Source organism: Rhizobium sp. FKL33 (assembly GCF_005222915.1).
Classification (GTDB): Bacteria; Pseudomonadota; Alphaproteobacteria; order Rhizobiales; family Rhizobiaceae; genus Rhizobium_E.
This window is the reverse complement of the sequence record NZ_STFX01000023.1, coordinates 1-21,915: the sequence shown is the minus strand read 5'-3', so window position 1 is coordinate 21,915 and position 21,915 is coordinate 1. Positions and strand designations below refer to the sequence as shown.

General features: G+C 63.7%; 24 protein-coding genes and 2 pseudogenes. 18 read left to right on the top strand and 8 right to left on the bottom strand.

Annotated elements, in window-relative coordinates:
• Positions 1 to 86: 86 nt before the first annotated feature.
• The 5 genes and pseudogenes from E8Q41_RS14735 to E8Q41_RS14715 form a co-directional block, all read left to right on the top strand.
• On the top strand, positions 87 to 1,298 hold the full coding sequence (locus E8Q41_RS14735) for a terminase family protein (RefSeq protein ID WP_246660203.1): 1,212 nt from the start codon (positions 87 to 89) through the stop codon (positions 1,296 to 1,298).
• Between the two features lie 142 nt (positions 1,299 to 1,440).
• Positions 1,441 to 2,085, top strand: a complete 645-nt coding sequence (locus E8Q41_RS14730) for a hypothetical protein (protein ID WP_137156309.1) — start codon at positions 1,441 to 1,443, stop codon at positions 2,083 to 2,085.
• Positions 2,086 to 2,145: 60 nt separating this feature from the next.
• Positions 2,146 to 2,457 (top strand): Dabb family protein, encoded by a 312-nt coding sequence (locus tag E8Q41_RS14725; protein ID WP_137156308.1) that lies wholly within the window; start codon positions 2,146 to 2,148, stop codon positions 2,455 to 2,457.
• A gap of 123 nt (positions 2,458 to 2,580) precedes the next feature.
• The gene (locus E8Q41_RS14720; RefSeq protein WP_137156307.1) at positions 2,581 to 2,997 is read left to right on the top strand and encodes a hypothetical protein; all 417 of its coding nucleotides are present in this window, start codon (positions 2,581 to 2,583) and stop codon (positions 2,995 to 2,997) included.
• 160 nt (positions 2,998 to 3,157) lie between these two features.
• A pseudogene (locus E8Q41_RS14715) lies at positions 3,158 to 3,358 on the top strand (Dabb family protein); the annotation flags it as partial.
• Between the two features lie 74 nt (positions 3,359 to 3,432).
• On the opposite strand, the gene E8Q41_RS14710 reads toward E8Q41_RS14715, so the two are convergent.
• Complete coding sequence (locus E8Q41_RS14710; protein WP_246660199.1) at positions 3,433 to 4,113, bottom strand: transglycosylase domain-containing protein; 681 nt, start codon at positions 4,111 to 4,113, stop codon at positions 3,433 to 3,435.
• A 179-nt stretch (positions 4,114 to 4,292) separates the two neighbouring features.
• Here E8Q41_RS14710 and E8Q41_RS14705 point away from each other — a divergent pair.
• Positions 4,293 to 4,496 (top strand): annotated as a pseudogene (locus E8Q41_RS14705) (Dabb family protein); the annotation flags it as partial.
• Between the two features lie 311 nt (positions 4,497 to 4,807).
• Positions 4,808 to 5,308, top strand: coding sequence for an AAA family ATPase (locus E8Q41_RS14700; protein ID WP_137156304.1), 501 nt, complete (start codon positions 4,808 to 4,810; stop codon positions 5,306 to 5,308).
• A gap of 27 nt (positions 5,309 to 5,335) precedes the next feature.
• Here the strand turns inward: E8Q41_RS14700 and E8Q41_RS14695 are convergent, their stop codons facing one another.
• Together E8Q41_RS14695 and E8Q41_RS14690 are read right to left on the bottom strand one after the other, a co-directional pair.
• Positions 5,336 to 5,665 carry a hypothetical protein gene (locus tag E8Q41_RS14695; RefSeq protein ID WP_137156303.1) on the bottom strand — a complete coding sequence of 110 codons (330 nt, stop codon included), beginning with the start codon at positions 5,663 to 5,665 and terminating at the stop codon, positions 5,336 to 5,338.
• Positions 5,666 to 5,745: 80 nt separating this feature from the next.
• On the bottom strand, positions 5,746 to 5,967 hold the full coding sequence (locus tag E8Q41_RS14690) for a hypothetical protein (protein WP_137156302.1): 222 nt from the start codon (positions 5,965 to 5,967) through the stop codon (positions 5,746 to 5,748).
• Positions 5,968 to 6,020: 53 nt separating this feature from the next.
• Between E8Q41_RS14690 and E8Q41_RS14685 the strand changes: the two genes are divergently transcribed.
• Complete coding sequence (locus E8Q41_RS14685; protein WP_137156301.1) at positions 6,021 to 7,463, top strand: PAS domain-containing protein; 1,443 nt, start codon at positions 6,021 to 6,023, stop codon at positions 7,461 to 7,463.
• Between the two features lie 7 nt (positions 7,464 to 7,470).
• On the opposite strand, the gene E8Q41_RS25590 is transcribed toward E8Q41_RS14685, so the two are convergent.
• On the bottom strand, positions 7,471 to 7,872 hold the full coding sequence (locus E8Q41_RS25590) for a response regulator (RefSeq protein ID WP_170976489.1): 402 nt from the start codon (positions 7,870 to 7,872) through the stop codon (positions 7,471 to 7,473).
• A gap of 126 nt (positions 7,873 to 7,998) precedes the next feature.
• On the opposite strand from E8Q41_RS25590, the gene E8Q41_RS14675 reads away from it, so the two are divergent.
• Together E8Q41_RS14675 and E8Q41_RS14670 are read left to right on the top strand one after the other, a co-directional pair.
• Positions 7,999 to 8,886 (top strand): FkbM family methyltransferase, encoded by an 888-nt coding sequence (locus tag E8Q41_RS14675; protein ID WP_137156299.1) that lies wholly within the window; start codon positions 7,999 to 8,001, stop codon positions 8,884 to 8,886.
• Between the two features lie 73 nt (positions 8,887 to 8,959).
• Complete coding sequence (locus E8Q41_RS14670; RefSeq protein WP_246660198.1) at positions 8,960 to 10,654, top strand: bifunctional diguanylate cyclase/phosphodiesterase; 1,695 nt, start codon at positions 8,960 to 8,962, stop codon at positions 10,652 to 10,654.
• A gap of 100 nt (positions 10,655 to 10,754) precedes the next feature.
• Here E8Q41_RS14670 and E8Q41_RS14665 read toward each other — a convergent pair whose 3' ends face one another.
• Entirely contained in the window at positions 10,755 to 11,045 is a 291-nt protein-coding gene (locus E8Q41_RS14665; protein WP_137156298.1) for a DUF1883 domain-containing protein, read from the bottom strand.
• A 64-nt stretch (positions 11,046 to 11,109) separates the two neighbouring features.
• Between E8Q41_RS14665 and E8Q41_RS14660 the strand changes: the two genes are divergently transcribed.
• Both E8Q41_RS14660 and E8Q41_RS14655 read left to right on the top strand, forming a co-directional pair.
• Positions 11,110 to 12,267 (top strand): phage portal protein, encoded by a 1,158-nt coding sequence (locus E8Q41_RS14660; protein ID WP_137156297.1) that lies wholly within the window; start codon positions 11,110 to 11,112, stop codon positions 12,265 to 12,267.
• Between the two features lie 317 nt (positions 12,268 to 12,584).
• Complete coding sequence (locus tag E8Q41_RS14655) at positions 12,585 to 13,070, top strand: hypothetical protein (protein WP_137156296.1); 486 nt, start codon at positions 12,585 to 12,587, stop codon at positions 13,068 to 13,070.
• 16 nt (positions 13,071 to 13,086) lie between these two features.
• Here E8Q41_RS14655 and E8Q41_RS14650 read toward each other — a convergent pair whose 3' ends face one another.
• Both E8Q41_RS14650 and E8Q41_RS14645 read right to left on the bottom strand, forming a co-directional pair.
• On the bottom strand, positions 13,087 to 14,115 hold the full coding sequence (locus E8Q41_RS14650) for a leucine-rich repeat domain-containing protein (RefSeq protein WP_137156295.1): 1,029 nt from the start codon (positions 14,113 to 14,115) through the stop codon (positions 13,087 to 13,089).
• 33 nt (positions 14,116 to 14,148) lie between these two features.
• Positions 14,149 to 15,126 (bottom strand): 2-oxoglutarate and iron-dependent oxygenase domain-containing protein, encoded by a 978-nt coding sequence (locus E8Q41_RS14645; protein ID WP_137156294.1) that lies wholly within the window; start codon positions 15,124 to 15,126, stop codon positions 14,149 to 14,151.
• A 366-nt stretch (positions 15,127 to 15,492) separates the two neighbouring features.
• On the opposite strand from E8Q41_RS14645, the gene E8Q41_RS14640 reads away from it, so the two are divergent.
• Together E8Q41_RS14640 and E8Q41_RS14635 are read left to right on the top strand one after the other, a co-directional pair.
• Positions 15,493 to 15,810, top strand: coding sequence for a DUF6107 family protein (locus tag E8Q41_RS14640; RefSeq protein WP_137156293.1), 318 nt, complete (start codon positions 15,493 to 15,495; stop codon positions 15,808 to 15,810).
• A 73-nt stretch (positions 15,811 to 15,883) separates the two neighbouring features.
• Positions 15,884 to 16,108, top strand: a complete 225-nt coding sequence (locus E8Q41_RS14635) for a type II toxin-antitoxin system HicB family antitoxin (RefSeq protein ID WP_137156292.1) — start codon at positions 15,884 to 15,886, stop codon at positions 16,106 to 16,108.
• A 13-nt stretch (positions 16,109 to 16,121) separates the two neighbouring features.
• Here E8Q41_RS14635 and E8Q41_RS14630 read toward each other — a convergent pair whose 3' ends face one another.
• On the bottom strand, positions 16,122 to 16,508 hold the full coding sequence (locus tag E8Q41_RS14630) for a hypothetical protein (RefSeq protein ID WP_246660197.1): 387 nt from the start codon (positions 16,506 to 16,508) through the stop codon (positions 16,122 to 16,124).
• A 417-nt stretch (positions 16,509 to 16,925) separates the two neighbouring features.
• Here E8Q41_RS14630 and E8Q41_RS14625 point away from each other — a divergent pair, with 417 nt between their 5' ends.
• From E8Q41_RS14625 to E8Q41_RS14610, 4 genes are all read left to right on the top strand, one after another.
• On the top strand, positions 16,926 to 20,165 hold the full coding sequence (locus tag E8Q41_RS14625; RefSeq protein WP_137156291.1) for a cadherin-like domain-containing protein: 3,240 nt from the start codon (positions 16,926 to 16,928) through the stop codon (positions 20,163 to 20,165).
• 178 nt (positions 20,166 to 20,343) lie between these two features.
• Entirely contained in the window at positions 20,344 to 20,886 is a 543-nt protein-coding gene (locus E8Q41_RS14620) for an HK97 family phage prohead protease (RefSeq protein ID WP_137156290.1), read from the top strand.
• A gap of 42 nt (positions 20,887 to 20,928) precedes the next feature.
• Positions 20,929 to 21,288, top strand: a complete 360-nt coding sequence (locus E8Q41_RS14615; RefSeq protein ID WP_137156289.1) for a type II toxin-antitoxin system RelE/ParE family toxin — start codon at positions 20,929 to 20,931, stop codon at positions 21,286 to 21,288.
• Positions 21,281 to 21,616, top strand: a complete 336-nt coding sequence (locus E8Q41_RS14610) for a helix-turn-helix domain-containing protein (RefSeq protein ID WP_137156288.1) — start codon at positions 21,281 to 21,283, stop codon at positions 21,614 to 21,616. The genes E8Q41_RS14615 and E8Q41_RS14610 overlap by 8 nt, the downstream gene beginning before the upstream one ends.
• Positions 21,617 to 21,915: the final 299 nt, after the last annotated feature.

Here is a 21,915-nt window from a genome sequence, read left to right as displayed (position 1 = left end):
GTGGGGAAGACGCCACGGTCGAGGCCGAACAAGTCGCCTTGCCGCCTTTGACCGCCGAGGGGCTTTTGGCTCTGCCGGTTCCGGCGCTGCTCAGGCTCGAAGCGCGGCATGCGCTGAGGCGCGACCAGCGGCCGCCCAAAGGCGACTGGCGGAGCTGGCTGATCCTCGGCGGGCGCGGCTCGGGCAAGACCCGGGCCGGGGCCGAATGGGTGCAGGCGCTGGCGACAGGCGACAGCCCGGTGCGGATTGCGCTGATCGCAGAGACGCTGGGCGACGCCCGCGAGGTGATGGTGGATGGCGTCTCCGGGATCTGGCGCATCGCCCGGGTCGACAGGCCGGCCTTCGAGGTGAGCCGAAAGCGGCTCGTCTGGCCGAACGGCTCGACGGCGCAGCTCTTCTCCTCGGAAGATCCCGAAAGCCTGCGCGGGCCGCAATTCGACTATGCCTGGGCCGACGAGATCGGCAAATGGAAACATGCCGAGGAAACCTGGGACATGCTGCAATTCGGCCTCCGGCTGGGCTCTCTACCCCGGCAGGCGGCGACGACGACGCCGCGCGCGACGCCGCTCTTGAAGCGGCTGATCGCCGAGCCCGGCGCGGTCCTGACCCGGCTGGCGACGCGCGACAATGCCGACAATCTCGCCCCCGGCTTCATCGCGGCGCTGGAACAGCGCTATGGCGGCACGCGGCTGGGCCGGCAGGAGCTCGACGGCGAGCTGATCGAGGATCGCGACGATGCGCTGTGGAGCCGCGCGCTGATCGAACGGAGCCGCATCCGCGCGCCCGGGCCGATGCGGCGCATTGTCGTGGCGGTCGATCCGCCGGCGTCGGAAGCCGCGCGCGACAGTTGCTGCGGCGTCGTGGTGGCCGGGCTCGGCGAGGATGGCCGCGCGGTGGTGCTGGCCGATTGCTCGGTGGAGCGGGCCTCGCCGGCGCGCTGGGCGGACGCCGTCGTCCGCGCCTACAGACGCTTCCAGGCCGACCGGGTGATCGCCGAGATCAACCAGGGCGGCGACATGGTGACGGCGGTGCTGCGCGCCGCCGACGCCAACCTGCCCATTTCCACCGTCTCGGCCCGGCGCGGCAAACGGGCCCGCGCCGAACCGGCAGCCGCGCTCTATGAACAGGGCCGCGTCGCCCATGCCGGCGCCTTTCCGGCGCTCGAAGACCAGATGTGCGATTTCGGCCCCGACGGGCTGTCGACCGGCGCCTCTCCCGACCGGCTCGATGCGCTGGTCTGGGCGCTGACGGCGCTGATGCTGACCGGGGCGGGCGAGCCGAGGGTGCGCAACGTCTAGGTGAATTAGGTTGTATACATTAAATGCTGCAATTAGAGGTGCTTGGGCTATGGTCTCGACGAAAGGCAGATTTTTGAGCATTCATCCGATCACGCAATCGCGGCGCGCCGCATCGCGCCAGACAGACCGCAAGGGGGCCGGCATGAGCATCAATCGCATCTTCTTTTTCGAAGAGGTGGAGCGCAATGTTCTCAAGAAACCGCCGACGCCGGACCAGAGGCACGGCTTCAACACGGTGCTCGACGCCTGGGAGCGCGACCATGCGCAGGAGGACGACCGCTGGCTGGCCTATATTCTGGCGACCGCCTACCACGAATCCGCCCACACCATGCAGCCGGTGCATGAAAATCTCAATTACTCCGCCGCGCGGCTGACCCAGGTCTGGCCGAGGCGCTACCCGCCCGAGATTGCCGAGGACTATGCGCGCAAGCCCGAAAAAATCGCCAATCGCAGCTATGGCGACCGGCTGGGCAATGGTTCCGAGGAGAGCGGCGACGGCTGGCGCTATCGCGGCCGCGGCCTGGTGCAGATCACCGGACGCGACAATTACCGCAAATTCGGCATTGAGGACACGCCCGACGATGCGCTGGACGAAGCCAAGAGCGTGACGATCCTGTTTCACGGCATGATCGCCGGCCTGTTCACCGGCGAGGCGCTCAAGGACTATTTCCACGGCAAGCATAGCGACTGGGACGGCGCGCGCGCGATCGTCAATCCCGGCAGCGTGCCGGACACGGTCTCGGCGCTCGGCCGCGCCTTCTACCGGGCGATCACCTATACGGTGTGAGGCGATTGCCCGCCGGGCGTGGGCCGTGCTAAGCGCGGGCCAGCATCGCCGGAGGCCCCAATGATCCGCCACATCGTCTTCTTTTCCGCCCGCGACAGGGCCGATCTAGACCGCATCCGGGCAGGGCTGTCGATCCTCACAGAGATCCCCGACAAGATCCTGCTGGAAATCGGGACCAACCTGAAGACCGACCAACTGGGCGGCGAGGCGGACCTGATCGTCTATGGTGAATTCGAAAGCGAAGCCCAACTCGCCGCCTATAAGGCGCATCCCAACTATCAGCGCTCGATCGAGATCGTCCGGCCGCTCAGGGAGCTCAGGATGGCGGCGGATTATCGGGTGGAGGAGGCGGTGAGGGGGAGTTTGGCGTGAGGGGTGGGCTGCTTTGCGTCATTCGCGGTCAATGGAGAATAGCCTGTTATCGTTGACACAAGAGCCTTTTTCGGTAGCAATCAGACAGTTGTGTTTTCACAGGCGCCGCGAATGAGAGCTTTCTTGAAGAGACTCACTGGGATTGCTTTGTTTCTGTTGATCTCCTCTCCTGCTGGCGCTTTTAAGGATCCAGAACCTCCCCCTTGGTCCTGCCATGCATATGAGGCCTGCAACGGTGAAAGAAACTGCGTGTCGATCACCGGCGTTCCACTCGGGATCGGACTGCGGGGTGTCGAGGCCCACCAGAAGCGCTTTATCCTCGTCGGGTACGACGGCAAAGAACATGTCGCCATGGTCTACGATACGTTGGATAAAGCTCGACAAAAAATTGAAGCCGCTCGCAATGACGAGAGGGTGTCGGTTGTATTGATATCCAACGATGAAGTTGCCGATGCCTACGGCTTCTGGGTTCATAGCGTCTATTGGCGTGGCGACAGGAAATTCATAAGTGGAGAGTATATCGGCATTATTTGCGGTTGAACCGGCGGGGTCAGAGTAAGGCCTTTAATCTCATGACCCCGTCGCAGGTTGGACGGGTCCGGCTCCAACCCGAACCATTAGGCGGCTTTGGACCAATGGCGGCCGGCCAGCATCGCCGGAGACCCGCTTGATCCGTCCTATCGTGTGTTCTTCTCCGCCCGGGACCAATCTGAAGACCGACCAGCTGGGCGGCGAGGCGGATCTGATCGTCTATGGCGAATTCGAAAGCGAAGCCCAGCTCGCCGCCTACAAGGCGCATCCCAACTATCAGCGCTCGATCGAGATCGTCAGGCCGCTGAGGGAGATGCGGATGGCGGCGGATTATCGGGTGGAGGAGGCGGTGAGGGGGAGTTTGGCGTGAGGGGGGCTGCTTTGCGCCATCTGCGGTCATGGGGTTCTTCACCAAGTGTCATGCTTCCAAGAGCTGCTGCAATGCTATTCTGGTTCGATATCTGAAGCTTTCCGGCAGCCTTCAAGCCATACATCGCTCCATCCTTCGGGCGCACACGATCCTGCCACCAGGCGTTCAATTCGACCGGCACGCTCATCAAGCGCAGCATCGTTCTCTCTGAGCTTGTACGATCCCGGCGCGATAAGAACGGCTACCAGTCGAATGAACTCCGTGTTGCTCAGCTCAGCGGGCGGCCGCCCATAGATCGCGGAACTCGCCTTGTGGAAGCCTGTCATCCATCCTTCCGGGCCTTCGCCCATCTCCAACGTGTCGAGCCATAAGGCAACGATTTGTTCTTTGGAAAGCCGGCTTTCCAGCCCCATCGCGTAGCCGGTTTGACGAATCTTGCCGAGTCCCGGATGGAATTTCTTGAAAGCCAGGCGCTTTGAAGCCGACTGCGTTATTGTTGTCGCTCCAGCTCCGGCGGTGGAAAAATCTACTCCGAAATGACTCTCAAAATTTGGATCTTCCACCTTCAGCAATATCGCCAGATGCTCCGCACCAAGCGACTCTCTTCCTCGCCCCTGCGCTATCAACTCGTCCGCATGCCGACGTAGTTGCGGAGCATCCGACAGGGCGTCCCAATATCCTTTTCCACCATACAAAAAGGCCGCAACGATCAGGAGGCCCAAGAAAAGGCCTGCGAGCTTGAAAAATCGTCTCATTCAATCTCTCATTCGGAATCAAGTGGGGGGAACCGCAGAGCCACAAGACACCAAATTGTTGCGAAATTTAGGATTTTCGCTACCTTTCGCCGAGAGCGAGGTGACCACTTTGGGCCAATGGCGGCCAGCCCGCATCGCCAGAGGCCCGCATGATCTGTTCTATCGTGTGTTCTTGTCCGCTCGGGACCAATCTGAAGACCGACCAGCTGGGCGGCGAGGCGGACCTGATCGTCTATGGCGAATTCGAAAGCGAAGCCCAGCTCGCCGCCTACAAGGCGCATCCCAACTATCAGCGCTCGATCGAGATTGTCCGGCCGCTGAGGGAACTGCGGATTGCGGCGGATTATCGGGTGGAGGAGGCGGCGAGGGGGAGTTTGGCGTGAGGGGGAGATTTTGCGTCAAGAGTAGACCGATCGGCCGTAACTCATGTCCTTCACATCGATTTGCCGGATAAGGCGAGATAAAATACAATGATGGCGTACCATACTGGCTTCCAAAGACCGGTAACGAAAAGGAATATCATCAGAATTACAAAGGCAAGATAGGCCCACTTCATAAACATAGAGTCCTTCGGGCTCCCATCGTATCGTTGACTCCAATACCATCCAGAACGACGATGTCGAATAGTCATTTGGCGCCAAGAGGAGACGTCGAACGCCAAGTCCAGAGTGGCGTCGCAGAGCGAGGATGAAGGATGCTTATTGCTTTCGGCGGACTGCCTGGATCAGGAAAAAGCACGGTGGCGCAGGCCTTGGCGCGGAGAATAGGTGCTGTCTATCTGCGGGTGGACACGGTCGAACAGGCGATCCGCACATCCGCGCCACTGGCGGAGGGAAGGGATGTCGGCCCAAGCGGCTATGTGACGCTCTATCGACTGGCGGCGGATAACCTGCGGCTCGGGCAGACGGTGGTTGCGGACTCCGTGAACCCTTTGCCTGAAACCCGAAAGGCCTTTCGAGATGTCGCTGACGAGTGCGGCAGAAGATTCTTTGGAGTTGAAATCGTTTGCTCCGATGCTGCGGTCCACCGCCATCGCGCCGAGACGAGATCGCCCTCTGTCGTTGGACTGTCGCCGCCCTCGTGGGAGGTCATCCAGAACAGGCATTACGAGCCCTGGAAAGCCGATCTGCGGATCGACACCGCCCGTCTCTCTGTCGAAGACAGTGTTGCGGAGATCATGAGAAGCATGGGCTGAAGGTCGCTTCTTCCGGAAAGCGTACGCCTATACTGAGTTTGTCCAAAGCTCTTTGTCCGCCTTGATGGCGGCCACCGTCGAGCGGGCGCGTTCATAAGTATCGGTCCGCAGGGGCGCGCCCATGCGAACCGTCTCTCTGCTGACGAGCAGGTCTACAACTTCCTGATCGGGCGCGCCGCGGCGCAGGAGGCCGGCGGCCTCGATCAGATAGGAATCATATTCGTCTGCGAAATCTTGCGCGTCGCCCTCGTTCCATCGCTGTTCGGGACCCAGCAATCCTATCGGGTCCCACAGCGACCAGCCGATGTCACGCAGGCGCGAAAGACTGAGCTTGGGCCGGGTGGGAAAGGGAGCCATCGATCTCGATCCATTTGCTGCGAAGTATCGATATATCTTCAGATGGCATGTTCTCAATGGTCCAAATGCAGATGCCGAAGTCATGTCATCCGTCTGTCATCATCGAGATGCATGTCGAGAGTGGCGATCAGGATCGGCGGCTTCGGTGACGGGCCGGACACGCGGCGTCTACGACACAAACGCCGCAGATTGTGCCGCAGGCGAGGGGGCGGCCAGCGCGCGCCCCAGTCGCCTGAAGACAATGTTTTTGCTGGCGATTGAACAAAAACGACGCGTTGCTCGTTGATGGGGGTGAAATCCATGGGCGGATGACCTATGTGGATCTCCTTAGATTTATCGCGAGCGGTGCAAGTTTATGAGCGAGACTATCGGCCCGGATCAAGGTTTACGCAGCGTCGGCGCACTTGATCTTCCACCCGGGCTCGAAGCCTCCGCCCTGTTGCGCACCTTGCTGTTCGCCAGCAATGACTGCGTCAAACTCCTCGATCTCGACGGCCGGCTGTTGTTCATGAGCGAAGGCGGCAGGCGGGTGATGGAGGTCGACGATTTCCAGGCCATCCAGCATTGCCCCTGGCCCGATTTCTGGAACGGCGACGAACGCCGCGCCGCAGCCGACGCCGTCGCCGCCGGGCGCGACAACAAGGCCTCGCGCTTTCGCGGCTATACCGGCACCGCCAAGGGGACGATGAAATATTGGGACGTGCAGGTGCTGCCCGTCCTCGACGACAGCGGCCGGCCGTCGCATCTGCTGTCGATTTCGCGGGATGTTTCGGAACTGCGCTCCGCCGATCTCGAAATCGTCCGGCTGATCGAGGAGGCGCGGCAGAGCGAACGCCGCTTCCGCCTTTTGGCCGACGTCATGCCGCAGATGGTGTGGTCGACGCTGCCGGATGGATATCACGACTATTATAACGCCCGCTGGTACGAATTCACCGGCATGGCGGACGGCAGCACCGACGGCGAGGGCTGGAATGCGCTGTTCCATCCGGACGATCAGGAGCGCGCCTGGGCGACCTGGCGGCGCTCGCTGGCGAGCGGAGAGCCCTACGAGATCGAATACCGGCTCAAGCATCATTCCGGCGACTATCGCTGGGTGCTGGGTCGCGCCCTGCCGCTGCGCGGGGCAGATGGAACGATCGACCGCTGGTACGGCACCTGCACCGATATTCACGCTGCCAAGGAGACCAGCGAAAACCTGGCTTTGCTGAGCCAGGAGTTGAGCCACCGGATCAAGAACATCTTCGCGATCATCAACGGCCTGATCGGCCAATCCGCCCGCTGGTATCCCGAAAGCAAGGCCTTCGCCTCCGACGTGCAGCAGCGGCTGGCGGCGCTGGGCCGCGCCCATGATTTCGTGCGGCCGCATAGCGAGGCGTCGCTGTCGATGCTGCCGACCATCCGCAACCTGTTGCGGGAAATCCTGCGGCCCTACCGGGCGCTCGAAGAGAACCGCATCCAGATCGACGGCGACGACGTGGCGATCGACGACCGCGCCGCCACGCCACTGGCGCTGGTGTTCCACGAACTCGCCACCAACGCCGCCAAATACGGGGCGCTGTCGACGCTCGAGGGCAGGGTGAACATCGCGCTGTCGACGCAAGGAGATGTCTGCCGCATCGCCTGGCTGGAGCAGGGCGGACCGAGGATCGACGAAGAGCCGCAACACCGGGGCTTCGGCACCAAGCTGTCGGCGGTGAGCGTCGAGGGTCAGCTCGGCGGCAGCCTGTCGCGCCGCTGGCTGCCGGAAGGGCTCGCGGTGGAGATCGAGTGCCCGGCCTCGAGTTTCAGCCGGACCTGAACCGGGCTCAGGCCGAGGCGTCGCGAGAGAAGACGACGAATGCGCGCGGCGCCGATGGGCTGCGCCCGGTCACGAAGTCGATCGCGTTTTCCACCTGGTCGGCGTCATGGGGTTTCGACAGCACGCCGATCGTGCCCGGCACGCCCTTGCCGAGCGATGTCGGATTGGCGGTCTGGAAGATGACTTTTATGCCGAATTCGCGCGCGAGCCTCTGGCCCAGCGCAGCGCCGGTCGCCCCGTCGCGAAGATTGTAATCGACCAGAGCGACGTCGACCGACAGTGCCGCGAGCTCGATGGCCTTCCTGGTGTCTGCGGCTATGCCCACGACCACGTGGCCCAGTTCTTCGAGAATGGATTCCAATTCGAGAGCCACGAAGATTTCGTCTTCGACGATGAGAACGCGCTGCATGTTTACTCCGGCCATTTCTGAAACGTCTAACGCCGGTGGCGGCGGCATGTTCCCTGCCGCATGCGGCGATGGCTCCGGGCAGGCTCCGCATGCTTCTCTCCGACGAGACAAGCGCCGGAGTGAGGCATGGAAACCGACTACAAATTTCGCATCAGGGGCATGGATCGGCCGGTGACCGAAGTCTATTTCCGGCATGACGACGAAAACGTCAACGAGAACCATATTTTCGAATTTCTGCGCGCCGGCGGCGCCTATGAACCCGACGTCACCAATCTGCTGCGGCTCGCACTCCGGCCCGGCGACGTGTTCGTCGATATCGGCGCCAATGTCGGCTATTTCTCGGTGCTGGGCGGCTTGCTGGTCGGGCCGGAGGGCCGGGTGGTGTCGGTGGAGCCGGACCCCGCCAATATCGAACGCATCCGGCTGCAGGCGCGGCTGAACGGGCTGGAGACACCTGATATCGTCGACCGACCGCTGGCGGAGGCCGAGCGGCAGGCGGAGTTCTTCTTCAACGCCCGGAGTTCGGGCGGCAATGCGCTATGGGACCCGGTGGCGTTCAACGGCGACGAGCGCATGCGCGGCGGAGCCCGGACGATGACGACCACGACGCTCGACGCGGTGATCGCCGACCGCGGCCTCGACGGCGTTCGGCTGGTGAAGATCGACACAGAAGGCGCCGAACAGCTGATCCTCAGGGGCGCGCGCGGCCTGCTCGACCGCAAGGCGATCCGCTTCGTCGTCGCCGAACTGCACCAGAAGGGACTGGCGCAACTGGGCGGCGGGCTCGACGGGCTGCTCACGGAGATGGCGGGCAGGGGCTATCTGTGCTTCGTGCTCTATTTCGACGGCCGGCCGCCGCAATATCTCGCGCCGGGCATGCAATTTACCGGCGAGGTGATGTGCAACGCGCTGTTTACGACGCCGGACGGCTATGCCGAACTCTGGCCGGCGCTGACGCATAATCCCGGCGTGGAGCGCGACGCCGTCACGGGAAAACTGCGGCTGCATACATGAGCCCGGCGGCGCTGGGCGCCTGGTGCCCCTAATTTAGCGATTTAGAAGTCCGCAACCGTTGTTTGATACGATCATGTCGAGACTGGTCTACACGGGTGTATCGGATCGCATGGCTGCAAGTTACATCCTCAGGAATGTGCGCGCCTTCGTCGAAGCGAGCAATCTTTCGCTGATTTCCATCAACAGCGACGGGCGGATAGAATTCGTCAATCCGTCGGCCTGCAGCCTGTTCGGCTATTCGGCCGACGAGATGCTGGGACAGCCGATCACGCTCATCGTGCCCGAGCGCATGCGCGGCGCCCATATGGCGGGCTTCGCCCGCGTCGCGGCGGGGCACCAGCCCAATCTCGGCGGCAAGACGGTGGAGGTTTTCGCGATCCGCAAGGATGGCTCGGAATTTCCGATCGAGATCACGCTGTCGGTCTGGAAAGGCGAACAGGGCTATTGCGCCGGCGCGGTGATCAAGGACATTTCCGAGCGCCGCGAACGCGAGACGCGCCTGTTGCGGCTGGCCTCGCAGGATACGTTGACCGGCCTCGCAAACAAGCACCAGTTCATGCTGTTGTTGCAGGACAGGCTGGTCTCCGGCCTGCCGGCGGGCGTGATCCTGATCGATCTCGACGGCTTCAAGGAGGTCAACGACATCCATGGCCATGCCGTCGGCGACAGCCTTTTGCAGGCGGTCAGCGTGCGGCTCTCCTATCTGCTGGGCGCCGACGTCTCGCTGGCGCGACTGGGCGGCGACGAATTCGCCGCGCTGTTGCCCGCATCGGACCGGATCACGGTGGAAGGGGAGGCGTTGGCGATCCTGAACGCGTTCCGCAAACCGTTTTTCCTCGGACCGCTCGCCCTCGAACTCTCCGCAAGCCTGGGCGTTGCGCTTGCGCCCCGGGATGGCGCGGACGCCGACGAACTGGTGGCCTCCGCCGACTTCGCCCTCTATCGCGCCAAGGCGGCGTCGGGCGCCTGTTTCCGCTTCTTCGAACATTCCATGCGCAGCGAAGCGCAGGGGCGGCGATCGACTTGCGACGAGCTGCGCACCGCTTTGGGCGCAAACCAGCTGCGGCTGTTCTACCAGCCGCAGGTCAATCTGAAGACAGGCGAGATCATCGGCTTCGAAGCCTTGATCCGGTGGCAGCATCCGGTTCGCGGCCTGTTGCCGCCCGCCGCCTTCCTGCCGGCGCTGGAGCAGAGCGCGCTGGCGCTCGACATCGGCTGGTGGACGCTGGACCAGGCCGCCGACATGGCGGCGCGGCTCAATGCCGGTGGCGGCAATGTCAAGGTCGGGGTCAACCTGTTTCCGGCGCAGTTTCGGGCGCTGAACCTGACCGACAAGATCGAGGACGCCCTCAGCCGCCACAGGCTCAAGCCCGAATGGCTGGAGCTCGAAGTGACGGAGCAGGTGGCGCTCGGCGACGACGAGCGGACGTTCCAGACATTCGCCGGCATCCGCGACATGGGCGTGGGGCTCGCCTTCGACGATTTCGGCACCGGTTTCGCCTCGCTGAGCTCGCTGCAGCGCTTTCCCCTGACGACGCTGAAGATCGACCGGGCCTTTGTGGCGGGCATCGAAAGCAAGTCGTCCAACGCCGCGATCATCAAGGCGCTGGTGGCGATGAGCGGCGACCTGAAACTCGACACGATCGCCGAGGGGATCGAAACCGCAGAACAGATGCAGGCGCTTCTGGAGATGGGATGCCCTTCGGGGCAGGGCTACCGCTTCGGCAGGCCGATGCCCGCCGAAGACGCGCTGACCCTGGCGAGATAAGGCGGGGAACGGGGCGGCGTCTGCGCGGCGTCACGCGGACACGCCGTGGAGCGCGATCCCGAAGCCGGGAACCGCGCCTCCGGGCCTGAGCGAGCCCCCGTCACGCCTGGGCGGCGGCGGGCTGCGGCTGGCGGATATAGCTGATCTGGTGCTTGATTTCGGCCTGTTTGCCGCCGAGATCGATCACCACGTTCCAATGGCCCGAGGCGGGCGCCGGCAGCTTGACCGGGAACAGCTTGGCGTGGCCGCCGAAGAAGGTGAATTTGGCCCGTTTTTTGTAGGCCTCGAAATTCTGATCGTCCATCAGGAAGACATTGCATTGATGCGAGCACTGGACGACGACGATGTCGCCCTTGTTGAGCCCCTGACGCGCGTGGATGAAATTTGCCATGGCCGGTGGACCTCCTTTCCCTCTCGCGAAGCTGCCATGACGCATTGAACATAAGGTAAATCTCATGCGAAAAAATGCATCTTTCTTGCCTTGGCGGCGACGCCGGGAAGAGACCGCGCCGGCGGAACGCAAGGGGCTCGAAAGCCTGATCGCCTTTGCCGGCGAGGGCAGGCTGGTGTGGCGGGAGAAATCCTACGCCGCGCTCGCCCGCGAGGGTTTCATGAAGAACCCGATCGCCCATCGCGGCGTGCGGCTGATCGCAGAAGCCGCAGCCTCGCTCGCTTGGCTCTGCCATGTCGGAGGGCGGGAAACGGTGGAGCATCCGGCGCTGTCGCTGATCGCGGCGCCCAATCCGCGCCAGTCGGGGGCGGAGTTTTTCGAGGCGCTGTACGGGCATCTGCTGATCTCCGGCAATGGCTATGCGCTGCCGGTGAAGGCCGGGACGCGGCTCGCCGAACTGCATCTGCTCAGGCCCGATCGCATCAGGGTGATCGAGGGCGCAGACGGCTGGGCGGAGGCCTATGACTACAGTGCCGGCGGCCGCGCCCGGCGCTATCCGGCAACAGGCGAGGGGCGGCTGCTGCATCTGAAACTCTTTCATCCGCTCGACGATCACCTCGGCTTTGCGCCGCTGTCGGCGGCGCTGACGGCGCTCGACCTCTCCAACCGCGCCGGCGAATGGAACGCGGCGCTGATCGAAAATTCCGCCCGGCCCTCGGGCGCGCTGGTCTATCAGCCGCGCGAGGGCGGCAATTTGAGCCCCGACCAATATGAGCGCCTCAAGGCGGAGCTTGCCGAGGGCTATTCGGGGCCGGCGCGGGCGGGGCGGCCGATGCTGCTCGAAGGCGGGCTCGACTGGAAGGCCATGGCGCTGACGCCGCGCGAGATGGATTTCTTCGAGGCCAAGAACGGCGCCGCCCGCGACATCGCGCTGGCGCTCGGCGTGCCGCCGCTGCTTCTCGGCCTGCCCGGCGACAACACCTACGCCAATTACGCCGAAGCCAACCGCGCCTTCTGGCGGCTGACCGTGCTGCCGCTCGCCGCCCGCACGGCCTCGGCCTTTTCAGGGTTTCTGTCGGAGATCTATGGCGAGGACATCAGGCTGAGCCACGATCTCGACCAGGCTTCGGGGCTGGCGGCCGAGCGGGATGCGCTGTGGGCGAGGCTGGGCGCGGCGGGGTTTTTGACGGATGCGGAGAAGCGGGAGGCGGTGGGGTATTGAGGGGGGCGACCTTGCTTTGAAATGGAAGACCCCGCCCCAAACCCCTCCCCACGAGGGGGAGGGGCTTAATCTGCGGCGCCGGCGCGGCTCGATCCGGGCTGGCGCTTGCTGCGGGCTCTCTCCCCCCTTGTGGGGGAGATGGCCGGCAGGCCAGAGGGGGTTTCTTGCTCGACATTTCCCGGCCTCGTTTATGCAGACTTGCCTATCGGACAAGACCCGAGAGCGCTGGCAGTCCCCCAAGCGCATAAAGGATTGCCATACACGGCAGAGATGCTATCGAGGGTTCCACAGGGCGACATTTTAGGAACGGAACATCGATGCGGCGACGCGTTTTCGTCATCATGGGATTGGGGCTCGCGTCGCTGGTCGCCTCCTGCGCTATCGGCATCGCCCCGGGCGCGGTCACTGCAAGGGAGACCGTCGCGACCCGGCCGACATCGACGATAACTGGCCTTACGCCGTCGTCGTCAGATGGATGGCGCAAGGTCGCGGTGACGCTGGGGAAAAGCGCAGTTCAGCAGCTGCGGGCCCGGGAATCGACATTTTTCGTTGTCATCGATGACTGTGGCAGCCGCGACCGCTCCTTCGAGGAACTGTACGTGAATGGCGTCTCCACAGCCCAATTGTCGACAATGAAGGATGCCGATTTCGATGGCTGGCAGGCTGCTTTGCCTGACCCAGTCGTAGGATATCTCTATATGCCGGCGGACTATTATGCGGCGCATCCCAAGATTTGCGGCGTGTTTTCCGGCGGAAGCATGATCGGGGCGAAGGTTCGGGAAAAAGCGTTCAGGATCAAATAGTTGTGAGTAAATCTCATCACGGCCATCTTCCACGATCGCCAGCGAGATTTCGCGCCGCGAGCTTTGCCTCTGTGGCGTCATTCCATTTCATGCTGCCGGAGTAAAGCCATACCGCCCGCGTGGAGGCCGGCCAATCGCGGTCGCGGAGACCATTCAGGTCGAGTGCGACCCGACTTGCCACGAATTCCTGGAGCCGTCGTTGCCGGTCCAGCCCTTCGATCGCCGACAGGTTCTTGCAGTTGATCACGTCCAATCGTTCGAGGTTCGCGCCGTTCAAATCCAGATGTTTCAACTGAATCTGGTCCTCAATGCGAAGCGCCCTGAGCGCCGGCAGGCGCGAGAGGTCGCCGAGGGACGCGAGGCCTTTCACGAGGATGATCTGCATCAGAGTCAGCGTCTTGCTCGAGAGGTCGTCGATGTCGTCGCGTCCTCCCAAGATCAACGTCAGTTCCTCAAGTGCGGGCGCGTCCTTGAGGAACGCCAGCCCGTGCTTCTTGGCGTAGGCTCGCAATCGCAATTCCTTGAGATGCGGCAGGGTTGCAATTGCTTCAATGCCTTTTGAATGACCTTCGATGAAAAGCTCTTTGAGCTGGCTGCACGCCGCCAGCGGCGACAGGTCGAAGTTGCGTTTTCTGTTTTCGGAAATGGACAAGCGTTGCAAGTGTTCAAGTGGCAGGGTTTTCAGAAAATCGGGACGGTTCAGCTCGAAGATGCCGATACTGAGCTCTTTCAGATTGGTCAGGGCGCTGATTTCGTCCTCGTTCTCGATGACTGTGAGGCAATCGACGCTGAGGTTATAGACATCCGGCAAGTGACGGAGGACTTTGGCGTCGAAGCTCTGCCCATAGTGGCCATAGAAGCGAATTTCCAGGCCATCGCGGACCATGCGGCAAGCTTCATTGACCGAGCGGAGAAGCTCAGGCGTATATGCCTCAGGGCGGCTGAACTGGATCGTAAGGCGTCCAAGCTTTTCGACTGCCGCTGCCACCTCACTTGGTGAAACGCTTTTGGGGTCGATCGCGCGTCTGCTATCTATTTCAAGCATAGGGAAGAAATCCGACCAAATATAAACTCGACGTCACACCACCGTCTTCCTAAACTTCCCCATCAAATACGGCCCCGACAGCACCGGCTCGTATTTCGGCGTCTCGCCTGCCTCCAGGCAGGAGGGCAGGGTTTCGATGGATGCGAACCAGTCGGGCTGATGGAAGAAGGCGAGCGATTGGCGGCGGTCGAGGCCGCCTTGGTCGGGGGGGACGTTGACGACGCGGTGCAGCGTGGAGACCCAGCGGTCATTGGTCCAGCGGGCCATGAGATCGCCGATATTGATGACGAAGGCGCCGTCGACGGGGGGCACTTCGCGCCATGCGCCTTCGGGCGTGAGGATTTCCAGCCCCCGCGAGCCGGGCTGCGGCAGAAGGATGGTCAGGCTGCCGTAATCTGTATGCGCGCCGGCGCGCAACTGGCCCTCGGGCGGCGGGGCGGAGAGTTCGGGATAATTGAGCGCCCGGAGCGCTGAGATGGGATTGGCGATGAAGGGTTCGAAATAGGCTTCATCGAGATCGAGCGCCACGGCGAAGACGCGCATGATGCGGGCGGCGAGATCGGTGACATCAGTGTAATAGGCCTCCCAATCGCCTCGGAAACCCTGGGGATCGCGCGGCCAGATGGTCGGCGCATAGCAGAAATTCAGCGCCTCCTCATCGGTCAGCCCTTCGGGCGCCGAGAGCGGGCCGCCATTGAAACTTTCCTTGAGATCGGGCGGGCTTTCCACGCCCTTGGAGCGGGCGAGCGCCTCGGCGCCCGGGCCGAGATAGCCGTAGGGATAGCCGGGATAGGGCGCGCGCGCCTGATCCTTGAGCTCATAGGGCAGATCGAAAAAGGCGCGGGCGGCGGCCCAGACATTGGCAATGGTTTCGTCCGAAATCCCGTGGTTGACGACCGCGAGGAAGCCGGACGCGCGGCAGATGCGGTCCACCTCCCGCCCCATCTGCCGCTTTTTATCAGGATCGGCGGCCTCGAAACCGGCGAGATCGATGACGGGGAAATCGGACATGGGCGGCTCCTTGATGCTTCAAGCCTAAAGCTAAGCGTTTCGAGGGGCTTGTCCAGAGCGATTGACTCAAAATGAGAGAGGCCTCAGCGGGGCCGAAACCGGCGGCGAGAAAGGCGCGGCGGGTGAAGAATGCAATGAAATCAGGGTGTTCCGGAGGATGTCGGACTGACGCCGGCAGGCGGTTCATGAGGCGTGTGAAGGCTCAGTCTTATTGGGCGCCTTGAAACGGATTCGGCGTCTCAACGACCTCAGCCAAGCGATTCTGAAGACTCGGCTTTTTGCTGTTGCGGACCCGCCCGGGACCGGGAGGAGAGGCCGATGATCAGCCTGGACTATTGGGGGGATGATACGGTGAAACTGTTAACGATGGCTGACCTGACCCAGGACCCCGGCTTCTGGATGGAGCGCGCCGCCGGCGCCTCGGCGGGAGCGGCGCTGTCGCTCGTCTATATGCTGCCGCGCGGAACCCGCGAAGCCGCCGCCCGCTTCGGCACCGGCCTGATCGCCGGCGTCATCTTCGGCGGCCCGGCCGGGGTGTGGCTGGCCCAGCGCCTGGGCGTGACCACGGCGCTCTCGCCCTCGGAGGTGATGCTGACGGGGGCGGCCAGCGTGAGCGTGACCGCCTGGTGGGGGCTGGGGCTGATCGAGCGGCTGGCGAGACGGTGGGGGAGGGAGAAGGGGTGAGGTTTTCTGTGGTTGGCGGATATGGTATCGTCTGAAAAGTCGCAGCACTGATCCATGAAGCGAGGACCACGCCATGACGCCGCTGATTGACACCGTGATCGTCACGCCCCTCTCTGCAGAGGATGGAGGCGGATTTCTGGCGACGGTTCCCGACCTGCCGGGCTGCATGAGCGATGGCGAGACGCCGGAGCAGGCGATCGCCAATGTGCGCGAGGCGATAGACGACTGGCTGGACGAGAGCCGGGCCTTGGGGCGCGCGGCGCCGATCCCGACCACAAGAGCGCTGGCGGCGTCGTGACTGCGTCAGTGCTTTAGCGGTCGCGGCGCGGCTGGAATTCTCTTGCACTGGGGCGGCTGCCATGCGGTCCCGCTTCGACGCCGCTTTCGATCATGGTCTGCAGGCGCTCGACGGCCCCTGCCAGATCATATTGCAGGCCCTGATAGGCGTCGATGACGCCATAGCGCGTCCATGGCGACAGATCGAAGCCGCCTTCATAGGAATTGTAATAGACCACGGTCGCACCGATGATCGCCACGACCCAGCACGGGCCGTAGCTGGACAGGGTCCATTCTTCGGGCGGCCGCTTGATCGCCTCCCAGAGATGACGCTGGCGGAACGACATGCGCGACCAGCCAGTATTGATCTCGTCCCAGATCTTTTCTTCAGGGCAGGCTGGCATGGGCAGAATCGTCCTCATGAGGGTCGCTCCAGATATTTCTGGCGCGCAGATGAACACATTTCAATCTAGAGGATGGTGGCGTGTGCAGCGAGACGGGGGCGGGGCCGCTCAGCTCTAACTGTCGACGGCAGCCCTGGCGGAGATGGGGCCGCGATCGGCGCGGTGAGGCCGGCTTTGCGATGCCCGCCTCTGCCTCGGCGGCGCCATCATCTCCGGTCTTGGCCGATGCCCAGTCACGTAACCCGAGCCGGAAAAGCCATTGCTGTTGTCGGCATGGATCCAAGCTGGACCAAAAATCTGCAGTCTCAAGCGGTGCTGCGGCATGCTAAGGTTGTGCGCGATATCGCCGGAAATTGACCGATATTGCAGCATTTTTTCGTCGACCTCTTGCTGGCCTGACCTCGGCCCCTGCGGTTGAAGCCAGGAGACTCTCACATGACAACCATTACAGGCGGCGGCACAGGCGGGGTGAAGGCATTTCCGTCAGTCGGCGGAGTGAATTCTGCGACCGGGATTGGCGGGAACGGGGCGTATAATGGGATTTCAGGCGGCGGCGGCGGCGCCGGCGCTGTCCAGGGCGGCCAGGGCGGCGGCGACTCGGGCGGTGACGGCGGCATCCACGGTTATGTTGGCCTAGTTCAGAATCTGATCTCCGCGACGGGGAGTCAGGGCGCGGCCGGGCAATATGGAATGTATGGCCTGGACGGCGGCGGCGGCGGAGCCGGAGGTTATGGCGCCGTCATCACGAGCAGCGGCGACCTCGGCACGATCACGGCGACCCTGACGGGAGCTTCAGGCGGCGACGGCGGCGGTTCGCAGTCCTACTATGGCGGCAGCGGCGGCCGCGGCGGCATCGGCCTTTTTCTGAACGACACGAGCGGCGTATCCTTCACCCTCGCGGGCTCCGTCGCCGGCGGCAGCGGCGGCAAGGCCGGCCTGGGCTGGGAAAGTGGGTCTCCGTTCAACGGCTATGCCGGCGCCGGGGGAGAGGGTATTTATGGCGTGAACCTCTCCATCACGCTCGCCGGCGGCAGCGTCGTCACTGGCGGCATCGGCGGCGATGGCGTCCGGGCCGCGGCGATCTATTTCGAGAGCGGCGTCAATCTCCTCGATGTCCAGGGGGGAACGATCATCGGCGACATCATCGGCGGCGGCGTCGACACGCTCCGGCTCAGCGGCGACACGGGCGGTGCGTTCGACATGTCGACGGTCTCCTCCTTCGAGACGCTGGAATCGGCCGGGACTGCCGCCTGGACCCTGACCGGCGCCAACAGCGACGTGCAGACCTGGACGGCGAGTTCGGGGCGGTTGCTGGTCAATGGCGCTCTCGCCAACACCGCTTTCGTCATCGAGGCCGACGCCACGCTCGGCGGCGCCGGCACGGTCGGCGCGGTGACGGTCGAGGGCGCGCTCGGGCCGGGCGCCGATTGCGGCGCGCTCACGACCGGCAACCTCAGCTTCGGCGCGGACGGCGTGCTCGAGATCGAGATCGCCGGGACGGCGGTCGGCAAATTCGACCAAGTGACCGTCATCGGCAGCGTCTCGCTCGACGGCGTCCTCGACGTCGCCCTTCTGAAGCGCTTTTCGCCCGACGTCGGCGACAGTTTCACGATCATCGCCAATGACGGGCAGGACGACGCCGTGAGCGGCGTCTTCGACGGACTGGCGGAAGGGGCGGTCTTCACCGTCTCCGGCGCCGGTTTCCAGATCAGCTACGCCGGAGGCGACGGCAACGACGTCGTTTTGACCACGGTGTCGCTGGCGCCTCATGCTCTCGCGAATGTGGCGACGACCCTGGCCGAGGGCGACACGATCACCCTGACGGCGGCGGATCTGCTCTATGCCGATCTCGACCAGACGGCCGACAACCTCACCTACAAACTCGGCGCCGTCGCCAACGGCGCGGTGCTCAAGAACGGCGTCGTGCTCGGCAAGGGCGGGACTTTCACCCAGGACGACATCGACCAGGGCGTCATCGCCTTCCGCCACGACGGCAGCGAAACCGGCGCCGCGAGCTTCAGCTTCTCGGTGTCGGACGGCCAGGGCAACACGCTGACCGACCAGTCCTATGCAATGACGGTCACGGGCGTGAACGACGCTCCGACGCTCGCCGCCACAGCCGCGAACGCCGTTTTCACCGAAGGCCAGGCTGCCGCCGACATCTTCGACGACGTGAGCGTCGACACCATCGAGAGCGGCCAGACGATCACCGGGATGACGCTGACTGTAAGCGGGCTCAAAGACGGCGATGCGGAACAGCTGACGCTCGACGGCGTGACGATTGTCCTCAAAGCGGGCGCCGGCGTCACCAGCAGCGGCATTGGCTATACGGTCAGCCTCGCTTCCGGCGTGGCGACGGTCACGCTCACCGCCAGCGGGCTCAGCGAAGCGGAGGCCGCAAGCCTGATCGACGGCCTCGCCTATGCCAACACCAGCGAAAAGCCGACGACGAACGATCGCATCATCCGCATCACCGGTCTCTCGGACGATGGCGGCGGCGCCGACACAGCCGTGTTCGCGCTCTCCTCCACGGTGCAGGTGGCGGCGGTCAACGACGCGCCGACCGATATCGTCGTCACGCCGCCGAGCGGCGATGTGCTGACGGTCGCCGAGAATGCCGTTGGCGCGAGCCTCGGCGCGGTGACGGCAAGCGATGTCGACGACAGCAGCTTCACCTATTCGGTCGACGACGTCAGGTTCGAAGTGATCAACGGAGAGCTCAAGCTGAAAGCCGGCCTGTCGCTCGACTACGAGGCCGCGAGTTCGGTGACGATCGAGGTCACGGCCGTGGACGCCGGCAATCTCGCGGTCACGAAGAGTTTCACGGTCGCGGTCGCCGACGTCGACGAGAGCACGGCCAATGCCGCGCCGATCCTTTCCAATCCGAATTCCGACCTCTCGCTGACATCGGGCACGGCTCTTTCGCTCACCGTCGGCGACGGCCATTTTCGTGATCCCGAAGGTGGGGATCTCGACTACGCTATCACCGTCAATGGCGCCGAAAAGCCGGGCTGGCTGAGTTTCGACGCCGAGACCGGCCTGATCACGGGCGCGCCGACGAAAAGCCAGGTCGGCAGCTATGAGATTGTCATAACCGCGAGCGACGGCGCGCTCACGGCGAGTGACGCGTTCAACCTGGTCATCACCGAACCGGTTTCGCCGATTGATATGGTGGGCACCGGCAAGAGCGACGTGATCGTCGGGGATGCTTCAGACAACAAGATAGAAGGTCGCGGTGGAAACGATACGCTGATCGGCGGCAGCGGCGCAGATATCATCGACGGCGGATCGGGCAGCGACGCCATTTACGGCGGCAGCGGCAAAGACACCGTCTATGGCGGCGCCGGAGCCGACACGATCGCCGGGGAATCGGGCGCGGATCGCATCAATGGCGGTTTGGGCCGCGATCTGATGAGCGGCGGCGGCGGGGCAGACCGGTTCATCTTCACCGTCGCGACAGCGGGATCGCGCGACACCATATCCGATTTCCAGGTCAAGGGTTCGGCGCATGATGTCATCGACATCTCCGATTTCGACCTGGCCAGCTACGACGCGTTGAAGAGCCTGATGGCGCAAAGCGGCGAGAATACGGTCATCCGGCTCACCCATAGCGAGACCATCGTGCTGACCGGCGTGGACCTCGACGATTTGTCCAAGAGCGACTTCCTGCTTTAGGCGGACGCGTCCTAAGGCGCTTCGCGACATCCGCGCCGGGATCGTCTTGTCCAAGAGGAAGAAGGCTGAAACCTTCTTCTTCCCCGATGATCAAAGCCGCCTTTATCAGGGTGTTCGACCACAGGTCTGTCGTGGCAGTGCAGTCTGCGGGACTTTTTTCAAAATCCAGGAGTTTGTCATGATCAGGACCGCGATCTGCGGATGCGACGGGCGACGCTTCGTTTCGCCCGAACTCAAGATGCTGGATGCAGGCGGCGCGTTTTCCGGTTACGCCAGCCTGTTTGGCGAGACCGATCTCGGCCGCGACAGCGTCGAGCACGGGGCCTTTCTGAAATCGCTGGCGCGGCGCGGGGCGGGCGGCGTGCGGATGCTCTACCAGCATGATCCGGCCGAGCCGATCGGCGTGTGGCGGACGATCCGGGAGGATGCGCGCGGGCTTTATGTCGAGGGACTGTTGTCCGACGGCGTGGCGCGGGCGCGGGAGGTGCGCGAATTGATGCGCTCAAAGGCGCTCGACGGGCTGTCGATCGGTTTCGAAACGGTGCGGGCCAAAGCGGATGCGAAAAGCGGCGTGCGGCGGATCCTCGAAGCGGATCTCTGGGAGATTTCCATCGTCACCTTTCCCATGCTGCCGGGCGCGCGGGTGAATGCTGTGAAGGCGTTGGGGCTTGCCGGACGCATCCGCGCGGCGACGCGGCGGCTTGAAACTGTCGCACAATGAACTATCGTTCCGGGAGCGGCGGAGGTCGGCAGGCGCGTCTTCATGACCCGGTGGATGGCGAAATTCGTTCGGCGCGTCGGGATTGCGGAAGCGGCGCTGATCGAGGCGATCCTGCGCGCTGAACGCGGGCTCATCGACGCCGATCTCGGCGGCGGCGTGATCAAGCAGCGGGTCGAGCGCGTCGGTCAGGGGCGCGCGAGCGGCTATCGGACGCTGATCGCCATCCGGCGCGGCGACCGGGCGGGGTTCGTGTATGGCTTCGAGAAGAGCGATCGGGGCAATATCGGGGAGGATGAGCTGGAAACCCTTCGCGACCTGGCCCGCAACCTGCTGGCGCTGGATGCGGCTGGGCTTGAACGCGCGATGGCGGAAGAACGGCTCAAGGAGATCGATCATGCGTAACGACGAGAGAAGGCGACTGCGCGAGGCCATTCTGGAAACCGCCCAGGATTTTCACCGCGGCGGGATCATCGACGACGAGACGCTGGCGCAGATCACGCTGCGCCATCTGCCGGAGGAGGAGCGGGAGATCCGCATCGATATTCCCTCCGGACCCGACATCCGGGCGATGCGCGAGAAGGCGCGGCTGAGCCAGGCGGTGTTTGCGCGGCGGCTCAATGTCAGCACCGGCTATGTGTCGCAGCTCGAACGCGGCGTGAAGACGCCGTCGGGGCCGGCGCTGGTGTTGCTGGATCTCATCAGGCGCAAGGGGATCGAGGCGCTGAGCTAGTTATTGAGGATGCGTTGAAGCGTTGTGCGCGGCCCCTCATCCGGCTGCCGCCACCTTCTCCCCGCGCCTGCGGGGAGAAGGGCGATGGAGCGCCGTCCTTGCCACATCCGCCTTCGCCCCGCCCGCGCGGGGAGAAGGTCCCGGCAGGGGGATGAGGGGCTGTGCAGGCCGTTGCCGCTGAAAAGACCATACCTGCCGCCGCCGTCATGCTCGGGCTTGTCCCACTGCTGTCCGGTTCAGCTCAGCGGCAGTGGCAAAGCCAACTGTCGCGGGTCTCGGGGCGGCGGTTCCGGGGGTGA

What these genes read in the sequence shown, in the direction of transcription:
- E8Q41_RS14730 (WP_137156309.1), top strand. Translation starts at nt 1,441, where the DNA reads ATGAGCATCAATCGCATCTTCTTTTTCGAAGAGGTGGAGCGCAATGTT.
- E8Q41_RS14725 (WP_137156308.1), top strand. Translation starts at nt 2,146, where the DNA reads ATGATCCGCCACATCGTCTTCTTTTCCGCCCGCGACAGGGCCGATCTA.
- E8Q41_RS14710 (WP_246660199.1), bottom strand. Translation starts at nt 4,113, where the DNA reads ATGAGACGATTTTTCAAGCTCGCAGGCCTTTTCTTGGGCCTCCTGATC.
- E8Q41_RS14700 (WP_137156304.1), top strand. Translation starts at nt 4,808, where the DNA reads ATGCTTATTGCTTTCGGCGGACTGCCTGGATCAGGAAAAAGCACGGTG.
- E8Q41_RS14695 (WP_137156303.1), bottom strand. Translation starts at nt 5,665, where the DNA reads ATGGCTCCCTTTCCCACCCGGCCCAAGCTCAGTCTTTCGCGCCTGCGT.
- E8Q41_RS14690 (WP_137156302.1), bottom strand. Translation starts at nt 5,967, where the DNA reads ATGGATTTCACCCCCATCAACGAGCAACGCGTCGTTTTTGTTCAATCG.
- E8Q41_RS14685 (WP_137156301.1), top strand. Translation starts at nt 6,021, where the DNA reads ATGAGCGAGACTATCGGCCCGGATCAAGGTTTACGCAGCGTCGGCGCA.
- E8Q41_RS25590 (WP_170976489.1), bottom strand. Translation starts at nt 7,872, where the DNA reads ATGCAGCGCGTTCTCATCGTCGAAGACGAAATCTTCGTGGCTCTCGAA.
- E8Q41_RS14675 (WP_137156299.1), top strand. Translation starts at nt 7,999, where the DNA reads ATGGAAACCGACTACAAATTTCGCATCAGGGGCATGGATCGGCCGGTG.
- E8Q41_RS14670 (WP_246660198.1), top strand. Translation starts at nt 8,960, where the DNA reads ATGTCGAGACTGGTCTACACGGGTGTATCGGATCGCATGGCTGCAAGT.
- E8Q41_RS14665 (WP_137156298.1), bottom strand. Translation starts at nt 11,045, where the DNA reads ATGGCAAATTTCATCCACGCGCGTCAGGGGCTCAACAAGGGCGACATC.
- E8Q41_RS14660 (WP_137156297.1), top strand. Translation starts at nt 11,110, where the DNA reads ATGCGAAAAAATGCATCTTTCTTGCCTTGGCGGCGACGCCGGGAAGAG.
- E8Q41_RS14655 (WP_137156296.1), top strand. Translation starts at nt 12,585, where the DNA reads ATGCGGCGACGCGTTTTCGTCATCATGGGATTGGGGCTCGCGTCGCTG.
- E8Q41_RS14650 (WP_137156295.1), bottom strand. Translation starts at nt 14,115, where the DNA reads ATGCTTGAAATAGATAGCAGACGCGCGATCGACCCCAAAAGCGTTTCA.
- E8Q41_RS14645 (WP_137156294.1), bottom strand. Translation starts at nt 15,126, where the DNA reads ATGTCCGATTTCCCCGTCATCGATCTCGCCGGTTTCGAGGCCGCCGAT.
- E8Q41_RS14640 (WP_137156293.1), top strand. Translation starts at nt 15,493, where the DNA reads ATGGCTGACCTGACCCAGGACCCCGGCTTCTGGATGGAGCGCGCCGCC.
- E8Q41_RS14635 (WP_137156292.1), top strand. Translation starts at nt 15,884, where the DNA reads ATGACGCCGCTGATTGACACCGTGATCGTCACGCCCCTCTCTGCAGAG.
- E8Q41_RS14630 (WP_246660197.1), bottom strand. Translation starts at nt 16,508, where the DNA reads ATGAGGACGATTCTGCCCATGCCAGCCTGCCCTGAAGAAAAGATCTGG.
- E8Q41_RS14625 (WP_137156291.1), top strand. Translation starts at nt 16,926, where the DNA reads ATGACAACCATTACAGGCGGCGGCACAGGCGGGGTGAAGGCATTTCCG.
- E8Q41_RS14620 (WP_137156290.1), top strand. Translation starts at nt 20,344, where the DNA reads ATGATCAGGACCGCGATCTGCGGATGCGACGGGCGACGCTTCGTTTCG.
- E8Q41_RS14615 (WP_137156289.1), top strand. Translation starts at nt 20,929, where the DNA reads ATGACCCGGTGGATGGCGAAATTCGTTCGGCGCGTCGGGATTGCGGAA.
- E8Q41_RS14610 (WP_137156288.1), top strand. Translation starts at nt 21,281, where the DNA reads ATGCGTAACGACGAGAGAAGGCGACTGCGCGAGGCCATTCTGGAAACC.